The sequence below is a fragment of the Streptomyces sp. A0642 genome (assembly GCF_004795105.1).
Lineage (GTDB): Bacteria > Actinomycetota > Actinomycetes > Streptomycetales > Streptomycetaceae > Streptomyces.
Genome location: NZ_SSBL01000001.1, coordinates 199,856 through 226,669 on the forward strand (window position 1 = coordinate 199,856; position 26,814 = coordinate 226,669).

At 72.4% G+C, this 26,814-nt stretch carries 19 protein-coding genes; 12 read left to right on the plus strand and 7 right to left on the minus strand.

Annotation, left to right across the window (positions count from 1 at the left end):
* Positions 1-54: 54 nt before the first annotated feature.
* The 6 genes from E6R60_RS00875 (at position 55) to E6R60_RS00900 (ending at position 10,845) form a co-directional block, all read left to right on the plus strand.
* A complete protein-coding gene (locus E6R60_RS00875) occupies positions 55-945 on the plus strand; it encodes a xanthine dehydrogenase family protein subunit M (RefSeq protein WP_136324389.1) in 891 nt (296 codons plus the stop codon).
* Positions 946-947: 2 nt separating this feature from the next.
* A complete protein-coding gene (locus tag E6R60_RS00880; protein ID WP_136324390.1) occupies positions 948-1,541 on the plus strand; it encodes a (2Fe-2S)-binding protein in 594 nt (197 codons plus the stop codon).
* Positions 1,542-1,720: 179 nt separating this feature from the next.
* The gene (locus E6R60_RS00885) at positions 1,721-4,105 is read left to right on the plus strand and encodes a molybdopterin cofactor-binding domain-containing protein (protein ID WP_136324391.1); all 2,385 of its coding nucleotides are present in this window, start codon (positions 1,721-1,723) and stop codon (positions 4,103-4,105) included.
* 239 nt (positions 4,106-4,344) lie between these two features.
* Complete coding sequence (locus E6R60_RS00890; RefSeq protein WP_136324392.1) at positions 4,345-5,802, plus strand: NCS2 family permease; 1,458 nt, start codon at positions 4,345-4,347, stop codon at positions 5,800-5,802.
* 33 nt (positions 5,803-5,835) lie between these two features.
* Complete coding sequence (locus tag E6R60_RS00895; RefSeq protein ID WP_136324393.1) at positions 5,836-6,987, plus strand: XdhC/CoxI family protein; 1,152 nt, start codon at positions 5,836-5,838, stop codon at positions 6,985-6,987.
* 105 nt (positions 6,988-7,092) lie between these two features.
* Complete coding sequence (locus tag E6R60_RS00900; protein ID WP_136324394.1) at positions 7,093-10,845, plus strand: S8 family serine peptidase; 3,753 nt, start codon at positions 7,093-7,095, stop codon at positions 10,843-10,845.
* A 63-nt stretch (positions 10,846-10,908) separates the two neighbouring features.
* Here the strand turns inward: E6R60_RS00900 and E6R60_RS00905 are convergent, their stop codons facing one another.
* The 3 genes from E6R60_RS00905 to E6R60_RS00915 form a co-directional block, all read right to left on the minus strand.
* Positions 10,909-12,180: an MFS transporter gene (locus E6R60_RS00905; RefSeq protein WP_240802337.1), complete on the minus strand. Its 1,272-nt coding sequence runs from the start codon at positions 12,178-12,180 to the stop codon at positions 10,909-10,911.
* 170 nt (positions 12,181-12,350) lie between these two features.
* Positions 12,351-13,391: a hypothetical protein gene (locus tag E6R60_RS00910; protein WP_136324395.1), complete on the minus strand. Its 1,041-nt coding sequence runs from the start codon at positions 13,389-13,391 to the stop codon at positions 12,351-12,353.
* A 195-nt stretch (positions 13,392-13,586) separates the two neighbouring features.
* Positions 13,587-14,042, minus strand: a complete 456-nt coding sequence (locus E6R60_RS00915; protein ID WP_136324396.1) for a MarR family winged helix-turn-helix transcriptional regulator — start codon at positions 14,040-14,042, stop codon at positions 13,587-13,589.
* Between the two features lie 107 nt (positions 14,043-14,149).
* Between E6R60_RS00915 and E6R60_RS00920 the strand changes: the two genes are divergently transcribed.
* Positions 14,150-15,382 (plus strand): amidohydrolase family protein, encoded by a 1,233-nt coding sequence (locus E6R60_RS00920; RefSeq protein ID WP_136324397.1) that lies wholly within the window; start codon positions 14,150-14,152, stop codon positions 15,380-15,382.
* A gap of 165 nt (positions 15,383-15,547) precedes the next feature.
* The gene (locus tag E6R60_RS00925) at positions 15,548-16,108 is read left to right on the plus strand and encodes a dihydrofolate reductase family protein (RefSeq protein WP_136324398.1); all 561 of its coding nucleotides are present in this window, start codon (positions 15,548-15,550) and stop codon (positions 16,106-16,108) included.
* Between the two features lie 60 nt (positions 16,109-16,168).
* Here the strand turns inward: E6R60_RS00925 and E6R60_RS00930 are convergent, their stop codons facing one another.
* Together E6R60_RS00930 and E6R60_RS00935 are read right to left on the minus strand one after the other, a co-directional pair.
* Complete coding sequence (locus E6R60_RS00930) at positions 16,169-17,716, minus strand: peptidoglycan-binding protein (protein WP_136324399.1); 1,548 nt, start codon at positions 17,714-17,716, stop codon at positions 16,169-16,171.
* Positions 17,717-17,943: 227 nt separating this feature from the next.
* Positions 17,944-18,672, minus strand: a complete 729-nt coding sequence (locus E6R60_RS00935; protein WP_136324400.1) for a nitroreductase family protein — start codon at positions 18,670-18,672, stop codon at positions 17,944-17,946.
* A 264-nt stretch (positions 18,673-18,936) separates the two neighbouring features.
* Here E6R60_RS00935 and E6R60_RS00940 point away from each other — a divergent pair, with 264 nt between their 5' ends.
* The 3 genes from E6R60_RS00940 to E6R60_RS00950 are packed head-to-tail and all read left to right on the plus strand — an operon-like array spanning position 18,937 to position 21,377.
* A complete protein-coding gene (locus E6R60_RS00940) occupies positions 18,937-19,170 on the plus strand; it encodes an acyl carrier protein (RefSeq protein WP_136324401.1) in 234 nt (77 codons plus the stop codon).
* Positions 19,167-20,420 carry a beta-ketoacyl-[acyl-carrier-protein] synthase family protein gene (locus E6R60_RS00945; protein WP_136324402.1) on the plus strand — a complete coding sequence of 418 codons (1,254 nt, stop codon included), beginning with the start codon at positions 19,167-19,169 and terminating at the stop codon, positions 20,418-20,420. The genes E6R60_RS00940 and E6R60_RS00945 overlap by 4 nt, the downstream gene beginning before the upstream one ends.
* A 36-nt stretch (positions 20,421-20,456) precedes the next feature.
* Positions 20,457-21,377, plus strand: a complete 921-nt coding sequence (locus E6R60_RS00950; protein ID WP_136324880.1) for an alpha/beta fold hydrolase — start codon at positions 20,457-20,459, stop codon at positions 21,375-21,377.
* Positions 21,378-21,395: 18 nt separating this feature from the next.
* Here the strand turns inward: E6R60_RS00950 and E6R60_RS00955 are convergent, their stop codons facing one another.
* Entirely contained in the window at positions 21,396-23,804 is a 2,409-nt protein-coding gene (locus E6R60_RS00955) for an endonuclease/exonuclease/phosphatase family protein (protein WP_136324403.1), read from the minus strand.
* A 236-nt stretch (positions 23,805-24,040) separates the two neighbouring features.
* Complete coding sequence (locus E6R60_RS00960) at positions 24,041-24,769, minus strand: DUF6250 domain-containing protein (RefSeq protein ID WP_136324404.1); 729 nt, start codon at positions 24,767-24,769, stop codon at positions 24,041-24,043.
* A gap of 538 nt (positions 24,770-25,307) precedes the next feature.
* On the opposite strand from E6R60_RS00960, the gene E6R60_RS00965 reads away from it, so the two are divergent.
* Entirely contained in the window at positions 25,308-26,561 is a 1,254-nt protein-coding gene (locus E6R60_RS00965; RefSeq protein ID WP_136324405.1) for an ROK family transcriptional regulator, read from the plus strand.
* Positions 26,562-26,814 lie beyond the last annotated feature (253 nt).

Sequence of the window (26,814 nt, forward strand, 5' to 3'; positions counted from 1 at the left end):
CCGGCCGTCTCCAGCCCCCAGCGAACCACCCGATTGAGAAGAAGAGAGCCACTCATGGACTTCCTTCGCCCCGCCAGCTGGGAGGAGGCGCTCGCCGCCAAGGCCGAGCACCCGACGGCTGTGCCCATCGCGGGCGGCACCGATGTGATGGTCGAGATCAACTTCGACCACCGGCGGCCCGCACACCTCCTGGACCTGAACCGCATCGGTGAGCTGTCCGAGTGGGAGGTGGGCCAGGAGAGCGTACGGCTCGGCGCCTCGGTCCCGTACAGCCAGATCATGGACCACCTGCGGGCCGAGCTGCCCGGCCTCGCGCTCGCCTCGCACACCGTCGCCTCGCCGCAGATCCGCAACCGGGGCGGCGTCGGCGGCAACCTGGGCACCGCATCCCCGGCCGGTGACGCCCATCCCGCCCTGCTCGCCGCGGGCGCCGAGGTGGAGGCCGAATCCGTCCGCGGAACCCGGCTGATCCCCATCGACGAGTTCTACACCGGCGTCAAGCGCAACGCCCTGGAGCCGGACGAGCTGATCCGGGCCGTGCACATCAAGAAGGCCGACGGGCCGCAGCAGTACTCCAAGGTCGGCACCCGCAACGCGATGGTCATCGCCGTCTGCGCCTTCGGCCTGGCCCTGCACCCCGAGACCCGCACGGTCCGCACCGGCATCGGATCCGCCGCCCCGACACCCGTACGGGCGAAGGAGGCGGAGGACTTCCTGAACGCCGCGCTGGAGGAGGGCGGCTTCTGGGAGAGCCGGACCATCATCACCCCCTCCGTCGCCAAGCAGTTCGCCACGCTCGCCGCGGCGGCCTGCAACCCGATCGACGACGTCCGCGGGACCGCGAGCTACCGCCGGCACGCGGTCGGGATCATGGCCCGCCGGACCCTCGGCTGGACCTGGGAGTCGTACCGCGGCAACGGCCGCAGCACCGAAGGAGCCGCCTGATCATGCGTGTCAATTTCACGGTCAACGGCCGCCGTCACGAGGCCGACGACGTCTGGGAGGGCGAGTCCCTCCTGTACGTCCTGCGTGAGCGGATGGGGCTGCCCGGCTCCAAGAACGCCTGCGAGCAGGGTGAGTGCGGTTCCTGCACGGTCCGCCTCGACGGCGTGCCGGTCTGCTCCTGTCTGGTCGCCGCCGGCCAGGTCGAGGGACGCGACGTCGTCACCGTCGAAGGCCTCGCCGACTTCGCCGCCCACCGCGCCGAGGCCCACCCCGGCACCGGCTGCGCGTCCGGCGCCTGCGGCACCGCGCTCGACAAGGCGCGGAGCTGGGAGGCCAGGCCGGCCGGCGACGACACCCGCGACACCGGTGAACTCTCACCCGTCCAGCAGGCGTTCATCGACGCCGGAGCCGTCCAGTGCGGTTTCTGCACCCCCGGCCTGCTGGTCGCCGCCGACGAACTCCTGGAGCGCAACCCGGAGCCGTCCGACGCGGACATCCGCGAGGCGCTCTCCGGCAACCTCTGCCGCTGCACCGGCTACGAGAAGATCCTCGACGCGGTCCGCCTCGCGGCCGCCCGCGCGGAAGAAACGGTCTAGGTCCTGTCCAGAGTCCCACGTCTGCGCCCCGACGCCCGGCACGCACACTCGCCGCACGGGGTCGCAGGACAGGTGACTCCGCCACATGACCTACGACCCCGCACACCGATCGCACGCACCGACCGCCGCTGCGCCCGCGCTCCGCGCGGACGACGCGGGACTCCAGACAGGACCTCACGATGGGCGTTACCGGATCCCCCACCAACATCCACCAGGGCACCCGCACCAAGGGCGGCATCGGCGAGTCGACGCTGCGCCCCGACGGGATCCTGAAGGTCACCGGCGAGTTCGCGTACTCCTCGGACATGTGGCACGAGGACATGCTCTGGGGCCACACCCTGCGCTCCACCGTCGCGCACGCCGAGATCGTCTCGATCGACACCTCCGAGGCGCTCGCCACCTCCGGCGTCTACGCCGTGCTGACGTACGACGACCTGCCCGCCGCGATGAAGAACTACGGTCTGGAGATCCAGGACACCCCGGTCCTGGCCCACGGCAAGGTCCGCCACCACGGCGAGCCGGTGGCGATCGTCGCCGCCGACCACCCGGAGACCGCCCGTCGCGCCGCCGCGAAGATCAGGATCGACTACCGCGAACTGCCGGTCGTCACCGACGAGGCCTCCGCGACCGCCGAGGGCGCACCTCTCATCCACGAGGGCCGCGACGACCACCACATCGGGCACGTCCCGCACCCCAACATCGTGCACCGCCAGCCGATCGTCCGCGGCGACGCGGACGAGGCGGCCAAGAAGGCCGACGTCATCGTCCGGGGCGAGTACACCTTCGGCATGCAGGACCAGGCCTTCCTCGGCCCGGAGTCCGGTCTCGCCGTGCCCGCCGAGGACGGCGGCGTCGACCTGTACGTCGCGACCCAGTGGCTGCACTCGGACCTCAGGCAGATCGCCCCCGTCCTCGGCCTGCCCGAGGACAAGGTCCGTATGACGCTCTCCGGCGTCGGCGGCGCCTTCGGCGGCCGCGAGGACATCTCGATGCAGATCCACGCCTGCCTGCTGGCGCTGCGCACCGGCAAGCCGGTGAAGATCGTCTACAACCGCTTCGAGTCCTTCTTCGGACACGTCCACCGTCACCCCGCCAAGCTCTGGTACGAGCACGGCGCCACCCGTGACGGCAAGCTCACGCACATGAAGTGCCGCATCGTGCTCGACGGCGGCGCCTACGCCTCCGCCTCCCCGGCCGTCGTCGGCAACGCCTCCTCGCTCTCCGTCGGCCCGTACGTGATCGACGACGTCGACATCGAGGCGATCGCCCTCTACACCAACAACCCGCCGTGCGGCGCGATGCGCGGCTTCGGCGCGGTCCAGGCGTGCTTCGCCTACGAGGCGCAGATGGACAAGGTGGCCGCCCGGCTCGGCATGGACCCCGTCGAGTTCAGGCAGCTCAACGCCATGGAGCAGGGCACCCTGCTGCCCACCGGCCAGGTGGTCGACTCGCCCGCCCCGGTCGCCGAACTGCTGCGCCGGGTCAAGGCCAGGCCGCTGCCGCCCGAGCGTCAGTGGGAGAGCGCCGGCGAGCACGCGGACATCCGCGCACTGCCCGGCGGACTGTCCAACACCACGCACGGCGAAGGCGTCGTACGCGGGATCGGCTACGCGGTCGGCCTGAAGAACGTCGGTTTCTCCGAGGGCTTCGACGACTACTCCACCGCCCGGGTGCGGATGGAGGTCATCGGCGGCGAACCCGTCGCGACCGTGCACACCGCCATGGCGGAGGTCGGACAGGGCGGCGTCACCGTGCACGCCCAGATCGCCCGTACCGAACTGGGCGTCTCCCAGGTCACCATCCACCCGGCCGACACCCGTGTCGGCTCGGCCGGTTCCACGTCCGCGTCCCGCCAGACGTACGTCACCGGCGGTGCCGTGAAGAACTCCTGCGAGGCCGTCCGCGAGCAGGTCCTGGAGATCGGCCGCCGCAAGTTCGGTACGTACCACCCCGCCTGGGCCACCGCCGAACTCCTCCTGGAGGGCGGCAAGGTCGTCACGGACGGGGGAGAGGTGCTCGCCGACCTGGCCGACGTGCTGGAGGGCGAGGCCGTCGACGTCGAGCTGGAGTGGCGCCACCGGCCCACCGAGGCCTTCGACCTCCGCACCGGGCAGGGCAACGGGCACGTCCAGTACTCCTTCGCCGCGCACCGCGCGGTCGTCGAGGTCGACACCGAGCTCGGCCTGGTCAAGGTCATCGAACTGGCCTGCGCCCAGGACGTCGGCAAGGCGCTCAACCCGCTCTCCGTCCTCGGGCAGATCCAGGGCGGCACCCTCCAGGGCATGGGCGTCGCCGTCATGGAGGAGATCATCGTCGACCCGAAGACCGCGAAGGTGCGCAACCCCTCCTTCACGGACTACCTCCTGCCCACCATCCTCGACACCCCGACCATCCCGGTCGATGTGCTCGAACTCGCCGACGACCACGCCCCGTACGGGCTGCGCGGCATCGGCGAGGCCCCCACCCTGTCGTCGACCCCGGCCGTCCTCGCGGCGATCCGGAACGCGACCGGGCTGGAGCTGAACCGGACCCCGGTCCGCCCGGAGCACCTCACCGGCACCTGACCGGAAGCCCCAGCTCTCCGGGCGGTGCGCGCCCCAGGGAACGTCACACTTCCCGGCCCGCACCGCCCGGAGGAACCGAGTTCCGCGCCGCTCGCGGTCCTTGCCCCCACGCACCGCATCAGCGGTACCCCGTTCGTCTCGGGCCGTCCCCCGGGTCGTGCAGCCAGAGTATTCATCCCAAATCCCGCATTTCGATTCTTCATCGCGGGTGCCCCTGTGAACCTTGGGAGTCAGGCATCATGACCCAGCAGTCAGTAGAGCCGCAGACCAGTGCGGAGGACGCGGGCCCCGGCTCGCGCGTCCCCGCCGGAAGATCCTGGCTCGACCGGTACTTCCACATATCCGAGCGTGGCTCCACGGTCGCCCGTGAAGTGCGGGGCGGCGTCACGACCTTCATGGCCATGGCGTACATCCTGCTGCTCAACCCGCTGATCCTCGGCGGCAAGGACGTCGACGGGAACCTGCTCAGCCAGCCGGGACTGATCACCGCCACCGCGCTCGCGGCGGCGGCGACCACCCTGCTGATGGGCTTCGTCGGCAAGGTCCCCCTCGCGCTCGCCGCGGGGCTCAGCGTCTCCGGCGTCCTGTCCTCACAGGTCGCCCCGCACATGACCTGGCCGCAGGCGATGGCCATGTGCGTCATGTACGGGCTGGTGATCTGCCTGCTGGTGGTCACCGGTCTGCGCGAGCTGATCATGAACGCGATCCCGCTCCCGCTGAAGCACGGCATCACCATGGGCATCGGGCTGTTCATCGCCCTGATCGGCCTCTACAAGGCCGGCTTCGTGGGCAAGGGCACCGCGACCCCGGTGACCCTCGGCCCGACCGGCGAGCTCGCCGGCTGGCCCGTCCTCGTCTTCGCGGTGACCCTGCTGCTGATCTTCATGCTCCAGGCCCGCAACGTGCCCGGCGCCATCCTCATCGGCATCGTGGTCGGCACCGTCGTCGCCGTGGTGATCAACAAGGCCGCCGACGTCGACCCGAAGATCTGGAGCAGCGGCCCGCCCGAGCTCAAGGGGTCCGCCGTCTCCTCGCCGGACTTCTCGCTCTTCGGGCACGTCGAGTTCGGCGGCTGGGGCGACGTCGGCGCGATGACCGTCGGATTCATCGTCTTCACCCTGGTGCTGGCCGGCTTCTTCGACGCGATGGCGACCATCATCGGCGTCGGTACGGAGGCCGAGCTGGCCGACGACAAGGGCCGGATGCCGGGCCTGTCCAAGGCCCTGTTCATCGACGGCGCGGGCGGTGCGATCGGCGGTGTCGCGGGAGGCTCCGGCCAGACCGTGTTCGTCGAATCGGCGACCGGGGTCGGGGAGGGCGCCCGGACCGGGCTCGCCTCCGTCGTCACCGGCCTCTTCTTCGCCGCCTGCCTCTTCTTCACCCCGCTCACGGCGATCGTGCCGGCCGAGGTGGCGTCCGCCGCCCTGGTCGTCATCGGTGCCATGATGATGCAGAACGCCCGGCACGTGGACTGGAGCGACCGTTCCGTCGCCATCCCGGTCTTCCTGACCGTGGTCCTGATGCCGTTCACGTACACCATCACCACCGGTGTGGCCGCGGGCGTCATCAGCTACGTCGCCATCAAGGCGGCCCAGGGCCGGGCCCGCGAGATCGGGGCCTTCATGTGGGGGATGACGGTGATCTTCGTCGTCTACTTCGCCCTGCACCCCATCGAGAGCTGGCTCGGCGTCAGCTGAGCCGTCCTCCACACATCCGCCAAGGAGACCGAGATGCTGGACATCGCCGAGGAGCTCGACCGGTGGGCCGGGCAGGGACGCGACTTCGCCGTCGCCACCGTCGTGGCCGTCGGCGGCAGCGCGCCCCGGCAGCCGGGCGCCGCACTCGCCGTCGACCGTGACGGCACGGCGATCGGCTCGGTCTCCGGCGGGTGTGTGGAGGGCGCGGTGTACGAGCTGTGCCGGCAGGCCCTCGACGAGGGCACGACCGTCCGCGAGCGGTTCGGCTACAGCGACGAGGACGCCTTCGCGGTCGGTCTGACCTGCGGCGGCGTCATCGACATCCTGGTGACACCGGTCCGGGCGGACGACCCGGCCCGTCCGGTGTTCGCCGCCGCGCTCGCCGCGGCCTCGAGCGGGGAGCCGGCGGCCCTGGCCCGGATCACCGAAGGGCCCGCCGAACTCCTCGGCCGGCCGCTGCTGGTCCATCCCGACGGCGGTTACGAGGGCGGGCTCGGCGGACACCCGGAACTGGACCGCACCGCGGCCGCGGAGACCCGCGCGATGCTGGACGCGGGCCGCACCGGCCCCCTCACCATCGGCGCGGACGGCTCGCGGTGCGGGCAGCCGCTCACGCTGCTCGTCGAATCCAGCGTGCCGCCGCCCCGGATGATCGTGTTCGGGGCCATCGACTTCGCCTCGGCCCTCGTGCGGGCCGGGAAGTTCCTCGGCTACCACGTCACGGTGTGCGACGCCCGCCCCGTCTTCGCCACCCGGGCGCGCTTTCCGGACGCCGACGAACTGGTCGTCGACTGGCCGCACCGCTACCTGGCCGCCACCCCCGTCGACGGCCGTACCGTGCTGTGCGTCCTGACGCACGACGCCAAGTTCGACATCCCGCTCCTGGAGGCCGCGTTGAAGCTTCCGGTGGCCTACGTCGGCGCGATGGGCTCGCGCCGCACCCATCTGGAGCGCAACGAACGGCTGCGCGAGGCCGGTGTCACCGAACGGGAACTCGCCAGGCTGCACTCGCCGATCGGCCTCGACCTCGGAGCCCGCACCCCCGAGGAGACGGCCCTGTCGATCGCCGCCGAGATCGTCGCCGACCGGCGCGGCGGCAGCGGAGTCCCCCTCACCGGAGCCCACACCCCGATCCATCACGGCGGCCCGCTGCCCCCGGCCGGGCGCATCGGTTCCGTGGCCTGAAACCGGCCGCCGGCGCTGTCCGGGAAACGGCGGTTCTCCGCCGCGGCGGCTTTCCGCCAGCGGTAGTCGCTGACGAACCGGTACGACAACCGGTAGATCAGCTGCATGACATCTACGTCCTCCACCGCCGCCGGCCGGGCGAGACCCGCTCGCGCGCGGCGCCGCGCTCTTCTCATAGCGACCTCCGTCGCCCTGGTGAGCGGCGCGCTGCTCCCCGGCACGGCATCCGCGTCCCCCCAGGCCGGCCCCGCACCCACGGCCGGCCGGGCCGCCCCGGTCCACGCGTACGACATCACCCTGGTCACCGGCGACGTCGTCCACTACGCCGACGGCGCCGGCAAGCAGGACACCGTCACCGTGGACCGCCCCGACGGTGCGGTGGGCGGCGTCCACGTCCAGCAGGCCGGCGACGACGTCTACGTCCTGCCCGACGAGGCCGGCGGCCTGATCGCCGCCGGCAGGCTGGACCGCCGCCTCTTCAACGTCACCGCACTCGCCGAGATGGGCTACGACGACGCGCGGAGCGACGGCATCCCGCTGATCGCCACCTATCCGGCGGGCAAGGCCCGTTCGCTGCCCGCGGCCCCGCACGGCAGCAGGACCGTCCGAACGCTCGAGTCCGTCCACGGCGCGGCGCTGAAGGCCGGAAAGAACACCGCGCGGGCGTTCTGGGAGGACATCGCGCGCACCTCCACGGCCCGTTCGCTGGACAACGGCATCGCGAAACTGTGGCTCGACGGCCGCGTCGAGGCCGCGCTCAAGGACTCCGTGCCCCAGATCAACGCCCCGCAGGCGTGGGCCGAAGGGTACGACGGCAAGGGCGTCAAGGTCGCCGTCCTGGACACCGGCATCGACACCGACCACCCCGACGTCAAGGACCGCATCCTGGAGACCAGGAGCTTCGTCCCCGGCGAGGAGGTCGACGACAGGAACGGCCACGGCACGCACGTCGCCTCCACCATCGCCGGTTCGGGCGCCGCCTCCGACGGCGTCAACAAGGGTGTCGCCCCGGAGGCCGGACTGCTCGTCGGCAAGGTGCTGAGCGATGAGGGCTCGGGCGCCGACTCCGGCATCATCGAGGCGATGGAGTGGGCGAAGGCGGAGGGCGCCGACGTCGTCTCCATGAGCCTCGGCTCCAGCATCCCCGACGACGGCACCGACCCGATGTCCCAGGCCGTCAACGCCCTTTCGGTCGACGGCGGTCCGCTCTACGTCATCGCCGCGGGCAACGCCTACGGCGCCGGCACCATCGGTTCGCCCGGCTCGGCCGACAAGGCGCTCACCATCGCCGCCGTCGACAAGCAGGACAACCGCGCGGACTTCTCCTCCATGGGCCCGCTGACACGCTCCTACGGCCTCAAGCCGGACCTCTCCGCACCGGGCGTCGACATCAACGCGGCCGCTTCGCAGTCGGTCCCCGGCATCGAGGGCATGTACCAGTCGATGTCCGGCACGTCGATGGCGACCCCGCACGTCGCGGGAGCCGCCGCCATCGTGAAGGAGCGCCACCCCGACTGGTCCGGCCAGCGCATCAAGGAAGCGCTGATGGCCTCGTCGAAGCTGCTGCCCGCCTACACCCCGTACGAGCAGGGCACCGGCCGGCTCGACGTGAAGGCCGCGATCGACACGACGATCGAGGCCACCGGATCCGTCGAGGTCGCGTCCTACGACTGGCCGCACAGCCCGTCCGACCCGGTCGCCGAGCGGACGATCACGTACCGCAACGGCGGCACCGAGGACGTCACCCTCGACCTGGCGACGGACGGCGACGCGGACGCGTACACGCTGTCGGCGAAGCGGCTGACCGTCCCGGCCGGTTCGACCGCCGAGGCCGTCCTCTCGCTCGACCCGTCGAACGTCGCGGCCGGCACCACGTACTCCGGTCAGGTCCTCGCGAAGGACGCCTCCGGCGCGGTCGTCGCGCACACGGGCTTCGCGCTCAACAAGGAGCAGGAGCTCTACGACCTCACGCTGGAGCTGCGTGACCGCTCGGGCAGGCCGATGGACGGCATCGTCGTCCTCGCCGCCCTCGGCGATCCGAACCTCACCCCGGTGCAGGTGTCCGGCAGCACCACCCTGCGGCTGCCCCCGGACAACTACACCGCGTGGTCCGCGGCGGACGTCAAGGGTGACACCGCCGACTCGAAGGCCCTGGCCTTCCTGGCGGCCCCCGAGGTCGTCCTCGACAAGCCCGTCACCGTCACGCTCGACGCCTCCGAGGCCCACAAGGTCGCCGTGAAGACGCCGAAGGAGACGGAGACCCGTCAGCTGCGCTACGACATGGCACGCACCGCACCCGACGGCACCGTCCAGCGTGACGCGTACCAGATCCCGCTGACCTACGACCAGCTGTGGGCGAGCCCGACCAGGAAGGTCACCGAGGGCAGCTTCAGCTTCCTGACGCGCTGGCGCCGGGGCGAGAAGCAGATCGACCTGTCCGCCGACGGCCGGGACGTCCCGGTGGCCGTGCAGGGAGGTTCGTCCGTCGCCGAGGACAGCCGCAAGCAGCTGAGGAGCGTCTTCGCGGGCGACGGCGCCGCTGCCGACTACCAGGGCCTCGACGTCAAGGGCAAGGCGGTCGTGATCCGCAGCAGTGACGCGGTGGCGCCCGCCGACCGTGCCGCGGCCGCGATCGCCGCCGGCGCGAAGGCGCTCTTCGTCGTCAACAGCGGCGACGGCGTCCTGATGGAGTCCTACGCCGACTACGGCACCACACTGCCCCTCCCGGTCGCCTCCGCCCAGCGCCTCGCCGGCGAGAGCCTGGTGAAGGCAGCCCGGCGCGGCAAGCCGGTGACCGTCGACCAGCGGAAGTACGCGAGCTACGTGTACGACCTGGTCGACCGCCACGACGGCACGATCCCGGACCGCTCGCTCGCCTTCGCCCCGTCCACCCGGCAGCTCGCGAAGGTGGAGAACACCTTCTACGGCCACCGGGACGCCGTCGGCGCCGGCTACCGCTACGACATCCCCGACTACGGTTACGGCATCGGCTTCGCCGAGTACGAGAAGTACCCCGCCGTCCGCACCGAATGGGTCAACCCGCTGCCGGGCGCCTCGTTCTGGTACGAGGACCACTCGGTGCTCAATGAGACGGGCACGGACACCTCGCTGGAGGAGCGCAGCGCCGACCTGGACTACACGGCGGGCCGCACCTACCCCGCCGACTGGTTCGCACCGGTCACCCGGCCGCGCCTGGGCACCGGCTACTGGGGCCCGTTCCGCACCGCGTACGGCGACATCCAGTACAACATCACGCCGTGGACGGACGGGGGCGCCGGCCACGCGGGCGCCATGCCGGACAAGGAGTACGACACCGGGACCGTGGCCGTGTACCAGGGCGACAAGCTGCTCGACGAGTCCGCGGGCCGTGCCGGATACGTCGGCAACCTGGCCGCCGAGAAGCTGCCCTACCGGCTGGTGCTCGACGCCTTGCGCGACGCGGACACCTGGAAGACCTCCGTCCGCACACACTCCGAGTGGACCTTCGTCTCGGGCGCGCTCGACCCCGAGGGCCCGTACCAGGCGGACATCCCGATGCTTCAGCTGGACTACGACGTGGCGACCGACCTGGCCGGTGACGTGAAGGCCGGGACGTGGACGGAGGTCGGTCTGGCCTCCACGACGCAGGAGTGGCTGGAAGGCGCCGTGAAGGCGACGAAGGCCTCGATGTCCGTCAGCTACGACGACGGGAGGACCTGGAGCCCGGTGCAGCTGCGGAAGGAGGCGGCCGGTTCGTGGACCGCCCGGTTCATGACTCCGCACAGGGGCGCCACCGCCGTTTCGCTCAAGGCGCACGCCGAGGCCGGCAACGGTCTCGGCGTGGACCAGGAGGTCATCCGGGCCTTCGGCCTGAAGTGACCTGCTGAGCAACCCGGTTGAGGCGGCCGCGCACCCGTTCACAGGATGCGCGGCCGCCTCTTCTCACAGTCCCGGGCGGGCGACGGCAGGCTGCTGCGACGCCCGTTCACGGCCGGCGGCAACGCCGGAACGGGTCACCGCCGCCGCGCCCACCAGTGCCGGGGCCGCCGCCAGTGCGAAGCACAGGGCGAGCGGCAGCCGGTCCACGAGCACCCCGATCACGGCGCTGCCGCCCGACGCCCCCGCGTTGAACGCGGTGTTGACCCAGGCGCCCGCCTGGGTGCGCCGGGTGGCGTCGACCGACTCGTCGGCGATCAGATACGCGGTCGTGAGTGCCGGGGCGACGAAGAGCCCGGCGACCGCGACGACGGCGACCAGCACATACAGGTGGGGCGACACCCCCGCCACCATCAGCGCCGCACCCAGCGCGGCGGCCACCACCGGCAGCCGCACCCGGCCCGCCGACTTCCACCGGACCGCGCCGTAGGCCAGGCCGCCCACGGCGCTCCCGGCCGAGAGCGCCGCCAGCACCCAGGACACCGCCGCCGGTTGATGAAGCCGTTCGGTGAACGCCACCACCAGCAGATCGAGCGCACCGAGGCACAGCCCCACGGCGGCCGTCACCGCGACCGCGTGCCGCAGGGCGACGATGCCGTGCAGCCGCGGTCGGGGAGCGGCGGGCGTGCCGGCCGGAGGCCGCTCGGCACTCACCCGCTCCCGGGAGACCGCGGGCGACGACACCAGCGCCGCCGCCCCCGTGAGCACGAGCACCGCACCGGCGAGGACACCGGCGGCCGCCTCGGTGACCGTCACCACGATCCCCACCAGCAACGGGCCCGTCACGTACAGCAGTTCCTCGGCGACGCCGTCCAGGCTGTACGCGCGCTGCAGCAATTCCCGGTCGGACACGAGGCTGCTCCACAGCGTCCGCATGACCGGCCCCAGGGGAGGTGTGCAGGCGCCCGCCGCCACGGCGAGCGCACCCAGCACGAGCGGCGGGGCGCCCGGCCGCCAGGTGGCCAGGGCGAGTGCGGCGAGCAGTGCCGCGTACAGCCCGGCCATCGGCGGGAGGGCCCGGCGCGGCCCGTGGCGGTCGATCAGCGCCGCCCGGGCGGGGGAGAGCACGACACTCGCGGCGCCGAACAGAGCCAGGGCGCCACCGGCCACGGAGTACGAGCCGGTGGCGTACTTGATCGCGAGCAGGAGGGAGAGAGGGACGATTCCGTACGAGAGGCGCCCCAGCAGCGCGGCACCGAAGGTCCGTGCGGCATGGGGGGTGCGCAGCACGGTGGCGTACGAAGGCGCGCGCGAGGGCGCGGGAGAAGGCGTGAGCACGATGGCATTCCTCGTGGGGGCAGCGCGCAGACCCGGCGCTGCGGAGGGGCGGGGACACCGGAGTGCCGCACCCGTGATGACGGGTGCGGTCGGAGCGGAGCCCTACGCACGAGGAAGGAACATCCGGGCAAAGTAGCAGAGCGCACGCCGCGACGACAGAGGGTCCCGCCCTATCCGGTGATGTCCGGATGGGCCGCCAGAACGGCCTCCGCGGCCTCGTCCAGCCGGGGAAGGAACCCGAGGACCTTCTCCCGCCGGTCCAGCAGGCCGGCGGTCGAGGTGATCCCGGTGAGCTCCGCCACCGCCGCCCGGAACGCGGGCAGGCGCGCGGAGTGCAGCGCCGGAGCGTCCACGGCCAGCACCGCGTGGCAGCGTGCGAGCGTCGCCACGATCCAGAAGACCGCCTCACGGTGCTCGCCCCGGTCCAGGAGTTCCAGGCTGCCGTCGACGGCGACGGGGCGTGCCCGCGCGGTGAGGTCGCTGCTGAAGAAGAACGGGGTGCGCGCCACCGGGACCGTGGCGTCGAACGTCCGCGTCAGTTCGCCCACGTGACGCCGCACCACGCGCTCGGAGACGTCCGCACAGCCCAGGAGTTCCAGCAGTTCCGGGTAGAGCTCCGGCTGCCCGTACGCGGTGAGCACCTCGCGCACGGCCCGGTAGCGCAGCCGGACGGTGGGGTTGCGCAGGGCGGCGACCAGCAGGACGTGCGTGGTGACCCCGGTGGGGAACATCCAGGCGGGCACCTGCTCGTGGAAGGGGGCGGAGGGGTCGAACGCGGCCAGGCGGCCCTCGACGCGCTGCCGTGCGTCCAGGCACCGGCGGCGGACCCGGCCCCGCTCGGCGAAGCGGGACGACACGTAGGCGCTCAGGGCGCGCAGCTCGCCGGTGGGGTCGTCGATGACGCTGTCGCGGCGGAAGCCGGCCGCCAGATGGTACGAGGCGAGCACGGCCTCCGGGTCGCGCAGTTCGGCCCACGGCACGTAGGTGATCTCCAGCAGAGCCCCGTCGTGGAGGAGTTTGCCGAGCTTGGCGGTCGGCCCTCCGCCCTCCGTGACGACCATGACATCGACGTCGGAGGAGGGGGCGAGCTCCGCTTCGTCCGGCCGTCCGACCGTCGACCCGCTGAAGTACGCCCCGCGGTAACCGGGGGTGGTGTGGGCGTGGGCGGCCACCCAGCGGACCGCGGCGGCGCGTGCCGCTCCCACTCTCATGTACGGACTCCTCGGGATAGGTCCGGCCGGGTGACACAGCAGGAGGCCTCGGGTCCGGCGGAAGGCGCCCGGGACGTCCCGGTGCCGGTGACCGCGAAGGACGGAGGCCCGGCCTTCGTGCCTAGCACGACCACGCGCGCCGTCACGGGCCGGCCTTCCGGCGCCTGACGGCCCCACGGGGCCGGCCCGGGTGTCTCAGGACCGTTCCTGCTTGCGGAGACTGGCGGCGTCCTCCGCGTAGGTGACGAGCAGCCGGGCGAATCGGAGCCGTTCCTCCCCGGGCCAGTCGCGGGTGATGCGCTCGAACGAACGGCGCTGTTCGGTGGCGAAGCGGTCGCGCAGGGCGTCGCCGTCGGGGGTCAGTCTCAGTACGGTGCGCCGGCCGTCCTGCTGGGAGGCCTCCCGCAGCAGGTATCCCTGCTGGATGCAGTCGGACACCATCCGGCTGGCCACCGACTGGTCCGTGCCCAGCTCCTCGGCGACCGCGCCCACGGTCGTCTCGCCCGTGCGCTCGGCGACGACGTTGAGCACCAGGTTGCGGGAGAGGTCCTTGCCGGAGGACGGGGTGCGCCGCCGGAGCCTGGAGAACGCCGGGCCGACGGCGTTGAGCACCGCCTCGTCGTCACGCCCGTCCGCGTTGCCGTTTGTCATGGGGCAACTGTAACGCCACAGGAATATGCTTGGCAGCCAGCAAATGTATGTTTTACTGCATATAAAGCGGCGGGCGGCACCGCCCTGTACGGAAGTGAGCTGCAGCGATGACCACCACCGCCATCACCCATGCGCGCGTCTTCGACGGTGAACGGGTCCGCGAGGAGAGCACCGTCGTCCTCGAAGGCCCGGTCATCAGGTCCGTCGGGGGAGCGGTGCCGGAAGGGGCGGCCGTCGTCGACGCCCGGGGAGGCACCCTCCTGCCGGGGCTGTTCGACGCCCACACCCACACCTCGCAGGAGGCGTTGGCCTTCGCCCTGCGGTTCGGGGTGACCACCGAACTGGAGATGCAGGGTGCCCTGACCCGGACGCGCCGGGCCCACATCGAGCAGAACGACGCGGTCGCCGACGTCCGGTCCGCCGGTTTCGGCCTCACGCCTCCCGGAGGCCATCCCAGCGAGCTGTTCCCCAAGGGCAAGCGTCCGGGGGGCGAGGGCGAGCCGGCGCCCGAACACTCCGGTGGCCTGGTCATGCCCTTCGTCACGACGCCGGACGAGGCGAAGGGGTTCATCCCGAAGCTCGTGGAGTCCGGTTCGGACTACATCAAGTTCATGGTCGACGACGGCACGGTCGAAGGGCATCCCGGCCTGCCGTGCCTGGACCAGGAGACACTCAACGCCGGTGTCGCCGAGGCGCGCCGGCACGGGATGCTCACCGTCGCCCACGCCCTCACCCTCGACGCCGCGCGGATGGCGGTCGAGGCCGGGATCGACGGGCTGGTCCACGTCTTCATGGACCGGCCCCACACCGACGAGATCATCCGGCTCATCGCGGAGTCCGGCACGTTCGTGGTCCCCTGCGTCGTGCTGAACGCCTCCATGATGGGCATCACCGGCGCGGCCCACGCCGACGACGAACGCGTCGCCTCCCGCCTCGACGACCATTGGCTGACCACGCTGCGCGGCAGCTTCGACCGGTATCCGCAGGGGCGGATCGAGGACGTCCTCGCCACCGTCGGGGCACTGCACGAGGCGGGGGTCGACCTTCTGGTGGGCAGCGACGCCTCCGTGCCCGTGCCGTTCCTCGGCGGGGTCGCGCACGGCGCCAGCGTCCACCAGGAGATGGGGTATCTGGTCCGGGCGGGACTGACGCCCGCCGACGCGCTGCGTGCGGCGACGGCGACCCCGGCGCGCCGCTTCTCCCTGGACGACCGCGGGCGCATCGCCGCCGGGTTGCGGGCGGACCTGCTGCTGGTGGACGGAGACCCCACCGCCGACATCGGCCGCACCCTCGACATCCGCGCCGTCTGGCGCCGGGGTACCCGTCTCGCGGCGGGGTGACCCGCGCGACGGGCCCCGCCGCGACGGGCGCGCGGCAGATCCGGACCCCGCGAGCCCGGCGTGATCCAAACGAGAGGCCCTAGGTCCCGCGCCCCTCATCCGCGGCCGGGTAGGGTCGGTTCCGCTTCGCAGACCCGTCCCCGACGCTCCCGGTGAGGTTGCGCGATGAGGAAGATCATCTACTCCATGTCCATGTCCCTCGACGGCTTCATCGAGGGGCCGGGCCGGGACATCAGCTGGAACCGGGTCGACGAGGAACTGCACCGCTACTTCAACGAGCGCATCGCGGAGCTGGGCGGATTCCTCCACGGGCGGGTCGTCCACGAGCTGATGGCGGACTTCTGGCCCACCGCCGACGAGGACCCGGCCAACGCCGGGGCGATGGCCGAGTTCGCCCCCATCTGGCGGAACATGCCGAAGTACGTCTACTCCCGCACCCTGGAGAAGGTGGACTGGGCCACCGCCGTCTTCCACGACGTCGTCCCCGAAGAGGTCAGGGCACTGAAGGAGCAGCCGGGCGGCGACCTGTCCGTCGGCGGCGCCGGCCTCGCCGCGTCCTTCGCGGCGCTCGGCCTGATCGACGAGTACCGGGTCTACGTCCATCCGGTCCTCATCGGCCGCGGCACGCCCATGTTCCCGACGACGGACGCCCTCACCGCGCTGCGGCTCGCGGGGACCCGGACCTTCGGCAACGGGGTCGTGGAACTGCGGTACGAGCGGACCTGAACACACCCGCCGGTGCCGGACCGCGGGGCCGTACGGCCGCGGACCGGCACCGGCGCGGGGTCAGCGGCCCGCCTGGAGCGCCGTCCAGGTCTCCGGACCCGCGATCCCGTCGGCGGACAGCCCGCGACTCGTCTGGTAGCTCCGGACCGCGGTCGCCGTTCCCGGGCCGAAGGTCCCGTCGGCGCCCACCGTCGAGCCGAGCGCCGCGGTCAGCGCGCGCTGGAGCCGTTTCACGGCCTCGCCCGAGGCGCCCTCGGCGAGCGTGGGGGTGGCGCCGGCCGACAGCAGCGCCGTCCAGGTCCTGGCTCCGACGACGCCGTCCGCGTCCAGCCCGCGCGCCGACTGGAACGCCGTCACCGCGCTCTGCGTGGCCGCACCGAAGCTGCCGTCCGCCTCGCCGGCCGGGTAGCCCTGCGCGTTCAGCAGCGTCTGGAGGGCCCTGACCTGTTCGCCCGTCGAACCGTTGCGCTGGGTTCCGTACGACGTGAAGCTCAGACCGTCGGCGCTCGTGGCGGTGCTCCCCGCGACCAGTTCCATGTACCGGGTCCAGTTCCAGTACGGTCCGGGGTCGGTGTGGTCGTTGCCCGGCGCCTCACTGTGCCCGATGATGTGCGCCCGGTCCTTCGGGATGCCGTACCGGTCGCACAGGTACGCGGTCAGGGCCGCGGAGGACCGGTACATCGAGTCCGTGAACCACGACGGGTCGTCGATGAAGCCCTCGTGCTCGATGCCGAGCGCCGAGGCGTTGGCGCTCTTGGCGTGGTACGCGGTGTCCTTGTCGCGCACCATCTGGGTGATCTGGCCGTCCGAGGAGCGGATGACGTAGTGGGCGCTCACCTCGGACACCGGGTCCTGGAACCAGCTGATCGAGCCCGCGTACGAGCCCTGCGTGACATGGATGACCACCTTGTCGATCGCCGCCGAGCGGCCGGTGGCGTAGTTGTTCGGGTCGGCGGGCACCCACAGCGCGGACGGGTAGTCGGTGCTCCGGGTGTCCGGGCCGGGGGAGGCGAGCGGACCCTTCTGAGGGGACACCGGGCGGGCCGTCACCGAGATCCGCTCGCCGTCCGGGACGACGGTGTCGAGCCCGTCCGCGAGGAAGGTGTAGACGGCGTCGGCGTAGAGGGCGGCGGCCGGGCCGTCGGCGCCGCTGTACCGGGCGACGGCCGGGTACCAGGCGCCCAGGTCGTCGCGGTCCCGGGCGTCCAGCCCGAGCTTGTCGGCGTAGCGGCGCAGCACGGCCGCGCCGCCGAGGATGTTGGCCGCGGTGTCGGTGCGGAGCTCGGCCAGGGATTCTCCGGTGAGGCCGGCCGCCTGCTCCAGGGTCCGGTGCGTGGGGTTGCTGACCAGGTGCATCACGCCGAAGCCGTTCGCCTGGCTGGGGCGCCCGGAGTGCCCGTCGAGCCGGGTCTCGCCGTAACCGACGGCGGCGAGCAGATCGCGGGGTACGTCGAACCTCCGGGCTGCCTGCTCGAACGCCCGGTTCATCGGGTGCGCGGCGTCCGTCCCGGCGAGGGCCGGGGCGCCGGTCGCGGCCAGGACGGTGGCGGTGAGGGCCGCCAGCACGGAGGCGCGGGCCTTGGTGTGGGCGGCGGCGCGAGTGGGCATACCTGCTCCTGCTCTGGGGAGGGGGGAGAAGAACGGCCCCCGGCCCGGGTGGGGCGGGCGGAGGGCCGCGAAGCCCGCTCAGGGTATGCACCGCCCCGGGCATGACAAAGAACCGCCCGGTGTGTCGAACTCCCGTTCACCCCAATGGAGTTGACCGACGGCGGGTCGCCGCTCCGGACCGGGCCGTCCGGACCCCGCCGGGGCGGTGCGGGTCCGGACGGCGGGGGCTACCAGCGGTCGCGGTGGATGACGTCGGCCACCGGGCGGCGCCGGACCGGGCCGAAGTTGCCCTGCGGCCATCCGACGGGAATGGCCGCGAAGGTCTGCATGTCCTCGGGGATGCCGAGGGCCTCCTTCCACTCCTGCTCCAGCATCAGGTGCCAGATGGTGATGTTCGCCGCCAGCCCCAGGGCCCGGGCGGCGAGCAGCACGTTCTGGACGCCCGGATACACGCAGGAGCCCTCGGCGAGCGCCTGGAAACGGGTCTGGGTGCTCATCATGTGCTCGACGCCCGCCGGACCGAGCGCCTGCGCGTAGGCGGCCAGCCCCTCCTCCTCGATCCGGGGCTCCGGGAAGCGGTAGCAGGGCACGATCAGCGCCGGCGTGTCGGCGAAGTGGTCACGCTGGTACTCGATCGCGGCGACCATCCGGCCGTACGCGGCGTCGTCCATGCCCTTCGGCGCGTACTTCCCGGTCGTCGCCAGATACGCGTCCACGCACCGCTTCCACAGGGGCGCCAGACGCGCCATCACCTCGCGGTCGGTCACCACCACGTACTCGTAACACTGCATGTTCCCGCCGCTGGGACCCCAGACGGCGGCCTGTATGAGCTGCTCGAGCGTCTCGTCCGGCACCGGCTCCGGCTTGAGGCGGCGCATCGCGCGCATCGTGGACATGGTGGAGAACAGGGCCTCGGCCTCGGCCGTGCCCGCTGCCTGCGTCGTTTCGGTCGTCATGATCGCGGAGTTTACGGGCGAAGCCCGGCTGTGAGGAGGCCCGTTGACCGGCCCACGGCCGGCGTGGTCCCCCGCAGCCGGACCGCGGGGGCGCGTCAGCGGATTCGCACACCTGGACAACCCCCCACCGCACGGGGGAACGCGGACGGGACCCGCCGCCGGCAGGGCGTATAAAAGGTTCCTCCGGACCAGCCGGCGTCCCCCGAAGGCACGCAGACCCCACGCGGCAAGGCGTCACCGCGTACGACAGCGGAGGAGTGCCTCATGAGCACGGCAGACGAGATCAGCACCTTGCTGGTGGCGAACTTCGGAACCGACCCGGTGGCGATCAGCCCGCAGACGCCGCTCCGTCAGCTCAGCCTGGACTCCCTGGCCCTGGAGGAGCTGCGACTCCTCATCGAGGACCGGATGGGCGTCGACCTCGACGACGTCCAGCTGACCTCGCGCGACACCGTCGGCCAGCTGGTCGACGCCGTGCACCGCAAGGCCGCGGCATGACGGCCCCGTACCGCTACCGCCCCGAGCCGTTCGCCGCCGCCGTCACCGGCATCGGCCTGGTCACCGCGGCCGGCATCGGCGCCGCCGCCACCTGGCGCGGCGTGTCCGAGGCGGCCGACGCGCCCTCGGTCCTGCACCGGCCCGAACTCCAGGGCCTGCCCTGCGACTTCATGTACACCATCACCGGCCTCGACACGAGGGCCGTGCTCGGGGTCGCGACCCTGCGGCTCATGGACCGCTTCTCGCAGCTCGCCGTCATCGCCGCCCGCGAGGCCGTGGCCGACGCCGGACTCGACCCCTCGGTCTGGGACAGCGGCCGCGTCGCCGTCGTGATCGGCTCCGCCCATGGCGGACTGCCCTTCTACGACGAGCAGCACACCGCCCTCACCGAGCGCGGCGCCCGCCGCGTGTCGCCGAAACTCGCCCCCCTCACCGTCGTCAACGGCGCCGCCAGCAGCGTCGCCACCGACCTGGGCGCCCACGGCCCGAGCCAGGCCGTCTCCACCGCCTGCTCCTCCGGCACCGTCGCCCTCGGCACCGCCCACCAGATGCTGCGCACCGGCGCCTGTGACATCGTCGTCGCGGGCGGCGCCGAATCCGTCTGCTCCCGGCTGCTGATCTCCAGTGCCTGCCAGTTGAAGGCCGTCTCCACCCGGATCGACGACCCCGAGACGGCCTGCCGGCCCTTCGACACCCACCGCGACGGCTTCGTCGTCGGCGAGGGCGCCGGCCTCCTCGTCCTGGAACGCCCCGAACACGCGGCGGCCCGGGGCGCCACCGTCCGGGCCCGCATCGCCGGTTACGGGGCCTCCAGCGACGCGTACTCCGCCGTCGCACCGGACCCCGACGGGCTCGGCATCGAACGGGCCCTGCGCGCCGCACTCGCGGACGCCGGTGTGGGCGCAGCCGACATCGGCCACGTCAACGCGCACGGCACCTCGACCGTGGCGAACGACCTGATCGAGGCGACGATGCTGCGCCGGGTCCTCGGCGAGCACCCCCTCGTCACCTCGACCAAGGCGATGACCGGCCACACCCTCGGCGCCGCGGGCGGCATCGAGACCGCGCTCACCGTGCTCGCCCTCCAGCACCAGCTCGTGCCGCCCACCGTCAACCTCGACGCCCCCGACCCGGAGATCCCCGTCGACGTGGTGAGCAAGGAGGCCCGGCCGGGCGTGTTCGAGGCGGCGGTGAAGACCTCGCTCGGCTTCGGAGGACACAACGCCGCACTCGTCCTCACCCGGGCCTGAGCGCGCGGCGGACGTAAGGACGAAGGACCGATGACCATGCCCGACGAGATCATCCGGAACCTGTCGGTACACGGGCTGCGCTACAGCTACCGCGTGCTCGCGCAGCCCTCGCCCCGCACCGAACCGGTCGTCGTGATCGGCGGCGCGCTCCAGGGGATGTACGGCTGGCCGCAGATGGACGAGCACCTGGGCCCGCACGGCCCGGTCGTCACCGCCGACCTGCCCGGCATGGGCGGCGCCGATCCGCTGCCGCCCGGCACCGGCGACGAGCTCCTGTACGCCGCCGTCTCCGGCATCATCGACGACCTGGGCGTGGCCCGGGTCAACCTCTTCGGCTTCTCCTACGGCACGGCGCTCGCCTTCGGCTGCGCCCGGCAGGACCCCCGGCGGATCGCCCGGCTGGTCCTCGGCGGCGTACCGGCGCACATCAGCGACGCCCAGCGGAGCCAGTGGGGGCGGGCGGTCGACCGGCTGCGGGCCGGCGACATCGAGGGCCTCGCCACCCTGAGCGCCGAGGCGCTGATGTGCCTGGACCCGGGGCGCCGCGTCCACCGCAGGGAGCTCGCCCGGCGCTATGTCCGGCGCTCGTTCCTGCACGCGCTCACCCACTCCCCGCACGCGGCGCAGTCGCTGCGCCGGGCGCTGGGGCACCGGCCGGACTTCTCCGGCGGGCTGAGCGGGGTGCCCGCGCTCGTCTTCGCGGGCGAGCACGACACCGTGACCTCGCCGGAACGGCAGCGCGCCTTCGCGGCGACGATCGAGGGCAGTCGCTTCGTGACGATCGGCGACTCCGACCACTGGGTCGTCCTGGAACGGCCCGACGACGTGGCGGACCTGGCCGCCCGCTTCTTCACCGACCGCTCCCTGGAGGCGGCGCCCGCCCTGCGGCCGCTCGCGGCACTGCCGCGCCCGAGGACGGGCGCGGCGGGGGCGGCCCTGCCACGGCCGGGCCGCTGAGCGGCCCGGCCGGCGGGATCAGGGGCGGCCGTCGACCTTGATCCGCACGATCTGCGGGTCGTGGTCGCTGGCCTGGTCGGCGAACTCGGCGTTGATGTGCACGACGTCGTAGTCGAACCGCTGGATGCCGGGGCTCGTCAGGATGTGGTCCAGCGTCTGGGAGTTGCCCTCGTACACATAGCTGTACTGCTCGTCCGCGGGCAGCGTGGTGATGAGCGGCTTGAGCGCCTTGCCGGCGGTCAGCGCGGACATCGTCGGCGAGAACGCGAAGTCGTTGAGGTCGCCGAGCGTGACGACCCGCGCCGACTTGTCCGCGGCCAGCAGGGACTTCACGAAGGTGTTGACCTCCGCGGCCTGCTGGACCCGCTTCGTCTCCGAACTGCGCGACGGCTCCTGGTAGCGGCCGTGCAGTGGCTGGTCGCCGCCCTTGGAGGTGAAGTGGTTCCCGATGACGAACACCGGCTTGCCGTGGAAGCGGAATTCGCCGACCAGCGGCTTGCGGCTGTCGGCCCACGCCCCGCTCGCCGGGTCGATGCGGCCGGGGGACACCGACAGGGTGACGCCCTTCTTCGTCGGCACGGCGGCCACCGCCGTGGTCGCGTCGCCGCCCGGACGGTCCACGAAGGAGACCCGGTCCGGGTTGAAGAGGAAGACGTTGCGGATGTTGCCGCCGGGCTCCCCGCCGTCCCGGCCGTCCTGCGGGGCGACATAGCGCCAGTCGTACTGGGGGCCGCCCGCCGCGACGATCGCGTCGGTGAACCGCTTCAGCGTCGCCTCGGAGCCGACCGTGCCGTCGCTGACCGCGCCGTTGTCGTCCTGGATCTCCTCCAGCGAGACGACATCGGGGGAGGAGAGGTTCACCGCGACGCCCTCGGCGAGCGTGTCGAACTTGGTCTGGTCGTCGAGCGCGTCCAGGTTCTCCACGTTGTACGTGGCGACGGCCAGCTCGCTGCCCTTCTGCGGGCGCGTGACCTCGCGCTGCAGGTGGTGGTCGGTGAGGGTGCCGAGCTCCGTCGCCTGGAGGTTGTAGCCGCCGAACGAGGCGTAGTCGATGACACCGGTGGTCGCGCCGGACAGCACGTCGCCGACGTTCCCCACGGGGAACGGGCGCGTGGTGTCGAGCGACATCACCTTGATCCGGCCGGTGTTCTGGTCGGTGTACGAGGAGTACAGCGTGCCGCCGCGCCGGGTCGGGTTCTGCTCCGGGTCGACGGTCACCCAGATCTCGTCGTACGCGGTCGTGGCGCCCGTGACCCGGGTGTCGGAGATCTGGACGCGGGTGCCTTCGAGGGACTCGTAGAGGTCGAGGGCGTACGCCGACGGCTCCAGCGGCAGCGCGTCGATCGAGCCGCCGCCGGCCGAGGGGACGTAGGCGGCGGGCAGCGCGGCCGCGTCGAGCACCACCGGCGCCGGCAGGGCGTTGCCGGACGAGACGACCGTGGTCCGGGGGGCGGTGATCTCGGTGATGGACTGGGTGGTGGCCGACGGGTAGTACTCGTCGACCTTGCCGCTGACGAGCACGGAGTCGCCCACCGCGACCGCGGGGGCGGCGGAGCCCGTGTAGACGAAGACTCCCTCGCCGGTGCGCGCGTCCGCGTCGGGCGCGGTGTCCTGGATCCAGAAGCCGCGCGAACCCGTGGTGCGCACCGCGGTGACGATGCCGGGGACGCCGGTCACCGCCTTGCCGTCGAGCGGGGAGACCCGGGTGGCGCCCTGGATGTCGTGCACGCGCACGGTGCCGGGCTCGGTGGGGTTGCCGGGGTCGCCCGGGCCCGTGCCGCCGCCGGACGTCTGCCCGGCGGCGTTGACGGGGGTAGGGGCGGCGGCGGACAGGTCCGCGCCGTTGTCGTCGGTGTCGGCCAGGGAGGCCGCGCGCGCCACGGAGGCGGTGGCGGAGGCGCCCGTGGCCGGTCCGGCGCCTTCCCGGACGACCGCGGAGCCGTAGCCCACCAGGTCGACGATGCGGGTGTCGGCGGCGCAGTCGGCCGCCGTCTTGCAGGTCAGCGCGGTGGTGCCGGAGACCAGCGCGACGGTGCCGCTGGCGGCGGACATGGCGACGGTGCCGGTGGCGTCGGGGGCGGGCAGGGCGACGGTGCCGCCGGTGCCCGCCGCCTGGGCGACCAGATAGCGGCCGCCGGACGCGACGGAACCGGTCAGCGCCGAGACCTGCCACACGGAGCCCGCGGACGGGGTGCCGGGCAGGTACTGGACGCTGAAGCCGGACAGGTCGTACGCCGTGGAGCCGGCGTTGGCCAGCTCGACGAAGTCGCGGGTGAGCGTGGCTCCGGAGTTCCCGCCGCCGCCGTACACCTCGGAGATCACGGCGGTCGCGGACGGGGCCGCGAAGGCGGCGGGCAGCGCGGTCGCCGAGAGGGTCACGGCGACCGCGCCGGCCAGCAGGACGGAACGGGATCGGGATATGCGCACGGAGACTGCCCCTCAGAGTGTGATGTGGGGCATAAGCTATGCGCGTAGAACTGGCCATGACAAGGGATCAGAGGTTAATTCCAGAAATCGTCCCGGAGAGCTCCGGGCGCGCGGATCGGGACGCGTGCCCGAGGGGGCGGCCGGGGCGTGTGACGCGGAACGCGTGACCCCGGGGGTGGCGACGGGCCGTGTGGCCCGGGGGCGTGAGTCGGGGAAGCGGCCGCCCTTCTGCGGGGCTACCGCGGGTGCCTCGGCTCGCTGACCCTGAAGTCGCTGATCCTGAAGTGGCTCAGCACGGTGCGGAACGCGAAGTGCCCGCCGGTGTAGGGCTCGGGGTCGCGGTAGTCGAAGACCAGCCGTCCGTTGTCCCACCACTGGACTGTCGGCCCGTCGGAGACGATCCGTACGTGGTTGGGTTCGTTGGCGGTCAGGAGCGGTTCGGTGTAGTCGAGCAGCAGGGGGCGGATGCCCGCCTCGCCGACGTAGCGCCGCAGGCGGGTCGTGGTGTTGTAGTTCGCGCCGTAGCCCGAGTAGTACGTCGTGAGCTGGTCGTACTCGGGGAGCGCGCCGCCCCGCCGGGTGGCGAAGAGGTCGCCGGGGGAGCGGACGTCGGTCGCGTTCCAGAAGTTGTTGAGGTCGGAGACCCGGTCGTTGGCCCCGCCCTCGGAGACGGGGGTGGCGGTGTACTCCAGGATGTAGGGACCGCGCAGCGGCTGCCTGAACCAGACCGTGGCGCCGCCGGGCACGTCGATGTCCAGAACGCCGTGCGAGGCGGTGACGCTGCCCCCGCTCTCCAGCTCGGCCGACCACTGACCAAGGCCGTGCCGGAACGAGTCGGAGGCGATGAGCCGTCCCCGCCGGGGGTGGTGCGGGCCCGGTGCCGCGGCGGCGGTGGCCGGGAGCAGGGCCGACAGTGCGGCTGCGGTGGCCAGGGCCCCGAAACCGCGGCGGGTCGTGGGGGTCATGAGGTGAGGACTCCTTGGATGCGGCGGGGAGGGGGTGGACAGGGGAACTCTGACGGTTGAATCGTTTCGACGCCAGTGGTGGGGGAGATCCCGCAACGAAACCGCAATACGGCGACCACGTTTCAACCGGACCCCGCAGCCGCGTTTCTTCCAGGCGCCGCCGGGGAGGCGTCGTGCGACCGCAACACGAGGGCGGCTTGCGCCACTTGGGCGGCTGTCCATGATGCGGGCAGCGGTTTGACCCGGTTACGTCATTCCGGCTACCTTGCGCGACATGCAGCGATCCACGCACCTGACGACACGAGGTCACGTCGACCTCAAGCGTGTGTGCTCCGCCGCGTGTCCTCAGGACTGAGAGCACGGCGCCCACGCGTCCGGCCACCGGGGCATTCCCCGGGTGCGGTTCCCGGATCCCGCAGGGCGTTGCCCACGGGAGAAGCAGAGCGCTGAGCTGATATGCCGTCAGCATGCCTCTGTCACGCCTCCTTCGAGGAGCGCGCACCGCGTCACCCGCTGCCATCGAGGACCTGGAAGACACGTGAAGACCCTGTCCCCGGCCGTTCGCCGCCCCAGCCCGCTGCTTCGCTCCGGCATACCCTCCGCGGGACCCGCCCGCCGGGTCCCGGGCACCGGTTCCGTGCTCGGTGCGATCCTCGACCACGGCCCCGTCGCCCGCTCCACCGTCGCGCGCCTCACCGGCCTCTCGCCCGCCTCGGTCAGCGGGCACGTCGGTCAGCTGCTCGCCCGTGGTCTCGTCCGGGAGAGCGCGGAGACCGTCGGCCCCAAGGGGCTCGGCCGGCCGCACATCCCCGTCGAGATCGACACGGGCCGCTACCTGGTGGCCGGGGCACACGTCGCCGTCGCCCACTCCACCGTGTCCCTGATGGATCTGCGGGGCCGGATCGTGGCCGAGGACCGGCAGCCCCACCGCGCCACGGATCCCCGCCGCCTGCTCGGTGAACTCGCCTCCCGGCTGGCCCGGTTGGCCGAGGAGTGGAGCGACGGACGTACGGTGCTCGCCCTGGGCTTCGCCACCGGCCACTGGGTCGACCCCGTGGCCGGCGTGATCGTGGAGCATCCGCAACTCGGCTGGCGCGATGTGCCGGTCCGCGACATCCTCGGCGCCGCGACCGGCCTGCCGGTCCATGTGGACAGCCACTCCCGGGCGTTGGCACGGGCCGAGCAGCTGTTCGGCGAGACGTCGACCCGGACCAGCACGGTCCTGCTGTTCGTCGGCGCGGTGGTGGACGCGGCCTTCGCCGCCCAAGGGGCCATGCACCTGGGCCCGCGGTCCGGGGCCGGCAGCGTGGCGCATCTGCCGCTCGGCGCCGGCGGGACGGCCGGCGAGGCCCCCTGCTCGTGCGGGCGGACCGGCTGCCTCCAGTCGGAGGTCTCGGAGCATGCGATGGTGCGGCGTGCGGCCGCACGGGGCCCGGCCGTCGGATCGTTCCCGGAGCTGCTGGAACAAGCGCTGGCCGGTGAGCCGCGGGCCGTCGCGCTGTTCCGTCGCCGGGCGCGTCTGGTGGGCCGTGCCGCGGCGCTTCTGCTGGACATGTTCGACCCCGAGGTTCTCGTCGTGGTCGAGCCGGGGGCCGGCCGGATCCCGGAGTGTCTGGATGACCTGCGGGCGGAGGTGGCGGAGCGTTCCTGGGTCTGCGACGACCCGGACCGGGTCGTCGTGCCGAGCAGTTTCACCGGTTCGGTCCTGGCCACGGCAGGGGGCGCGGTGGCGCTCGGTGCGCTGTACGCGGACCCGCTCGGGCCCTGGCCGGCTCTGACGGCCGCGTCCTGACGGCCTTTCCCTTCCGTACGCGACTTAATTCAGGCAGTTGCATTGTTGACCGGGCCCCGGACCGAACGGGATGATGGATTCATGAGCAGCCGACAGCGGAATTCAGGGTACGCGTCCTCGGCGACGCGCATCTTCCGCTCGGCGGCGCCGGCGCCTCTTTCCGCCCGGCCGTCATGTCGCCGCCCCTGTCCGGGGCACCGGTAAACACCTGCTGACTTCCGGCTGAGGCCGTGCTCTGCCATGCGCCGCCCCG

What these genes read in the sequence shown, in the direction of transcription:
- E6R60_RS00875 (WP_136324389.1), top strand. Translation starts at nt 55, where the DNA reads ATGGACTTCCTTCGCCCCGCCAGCTGGGAGGAGGCGCTCGCCGCCAAG.
- E6R60_RS00880 (WP_136324390.1), top strand. Translation starts at nt 948, where the DNA reads ATGCGTGTCAATTTCACGGTCAACGGCCGCCGTCACGAGGCCGACGAC.
- E6R60_RS00885 (WP_136324391.1), top strand. Translation starts at nt 1,721, where the DNA reads ATGGGCGTTACCGGATCCCCCACCAACATCCACCAGGGCACCCGCACC.
- E6R60_RS00890 (WP_136324392.1), top strand. Translation starts at nt 4,345, where the DNA reads ATGACCCAGCAGTCAGTAGAGCCGCAGACCAGTGCGGAGGACGCGGGC.
- E6R60_RS00895 (WP_136324393.1), top strand. Translation starts at nt 5,836, where the DNA reads ATGCTGGACATCGCCGAGGAGCTCGACCGGTGGGCCGGGCAGGGACGC.
- E6R60_RS00900 (WP_136324394.1), top strand. Translation starts at nt 7,093, where the DNA reads ATGACATCTACGTCCTCCACCGCCGCCGGCCGGGCGAGACCCGCTCGC.
- E6R60_RS00910 (WP_136324395.1), bottom strand. Translation starts at nt 13,391, where the DNA reads ATGAGAGTGGGAGCGGCACGCGCCGCCGCGGTCCGCTGGGTGGCCGCC.
- E6R60_RS00915 (WP_136324396.1), bottom strand. Translation starts at nt 14,042, where the DNA reads ATGACAAACGGCAACGCGGACGGGCGTGACGACGAGGCGGTGCTCAAC.
- E6R60_RS00920 (WP_136324397.1), top strand. Translation starts at nt 14,150, where the DNA reads ATGACCACCACCGCCATCACCCATGCGCGCGTCTTCGACGGTGAACGG.
- E6R60_RS00925 (WP_136324398.1), top strand. Translation starts at nt 15,548, where the DNA reads ATGAGGAAGATCATCTACTCCATGTCCATGTCCCTCGACGGCTTCATC.
- E6R60_RS00930 (WP_136324399.1), bottom strand. Translation starts at nt 17,716, where the DNA reads ATGCCCACTCGCGCCGCCGCCCACACCAAGGCCCGCGCCTCCGTGCTG.
- E6R60_RS00935 (WP_136324400.1), bottom strand. Translation starts at nt 18,672, where the DNA reads ATGACGACCGAAACGACGCAGGCAGCGGGCACGGCCGAGGCCGAGGCC.
- E6R60_RS00940 (WP_136324401.1), top strand. Translation starts at nt 18,937, where the DNA reads ATGAGCACGGCAGACGAGATCAGCACCTTGCTGGTGGCGAACTTCGGA.
- E6R60_RS00945 (WP_136324402.1), top strand. Translation starts at nt 19,167, where the DNA reads ATGACGGCCCCGTACCGCTACCGCCCCGAGCCGTTCGCCGCCGCCGTC.
- E6R60_RS00950 (WP_136324880.1), top strand. Translation starts at nt 20,457, where the DNA reads ATGCCCGACGAGATCATCCGGAACCTGTCGGTACACGGGCTGCGCTAC.
- E6R60_RS00960 (WP_136324404.1), bottom strand. Translation starts at nt 24,769, where the DNA reads ATGACCCCCACGACCCGCCGCGGTTTCGGGGCCCTGGCCACCGCAGCC.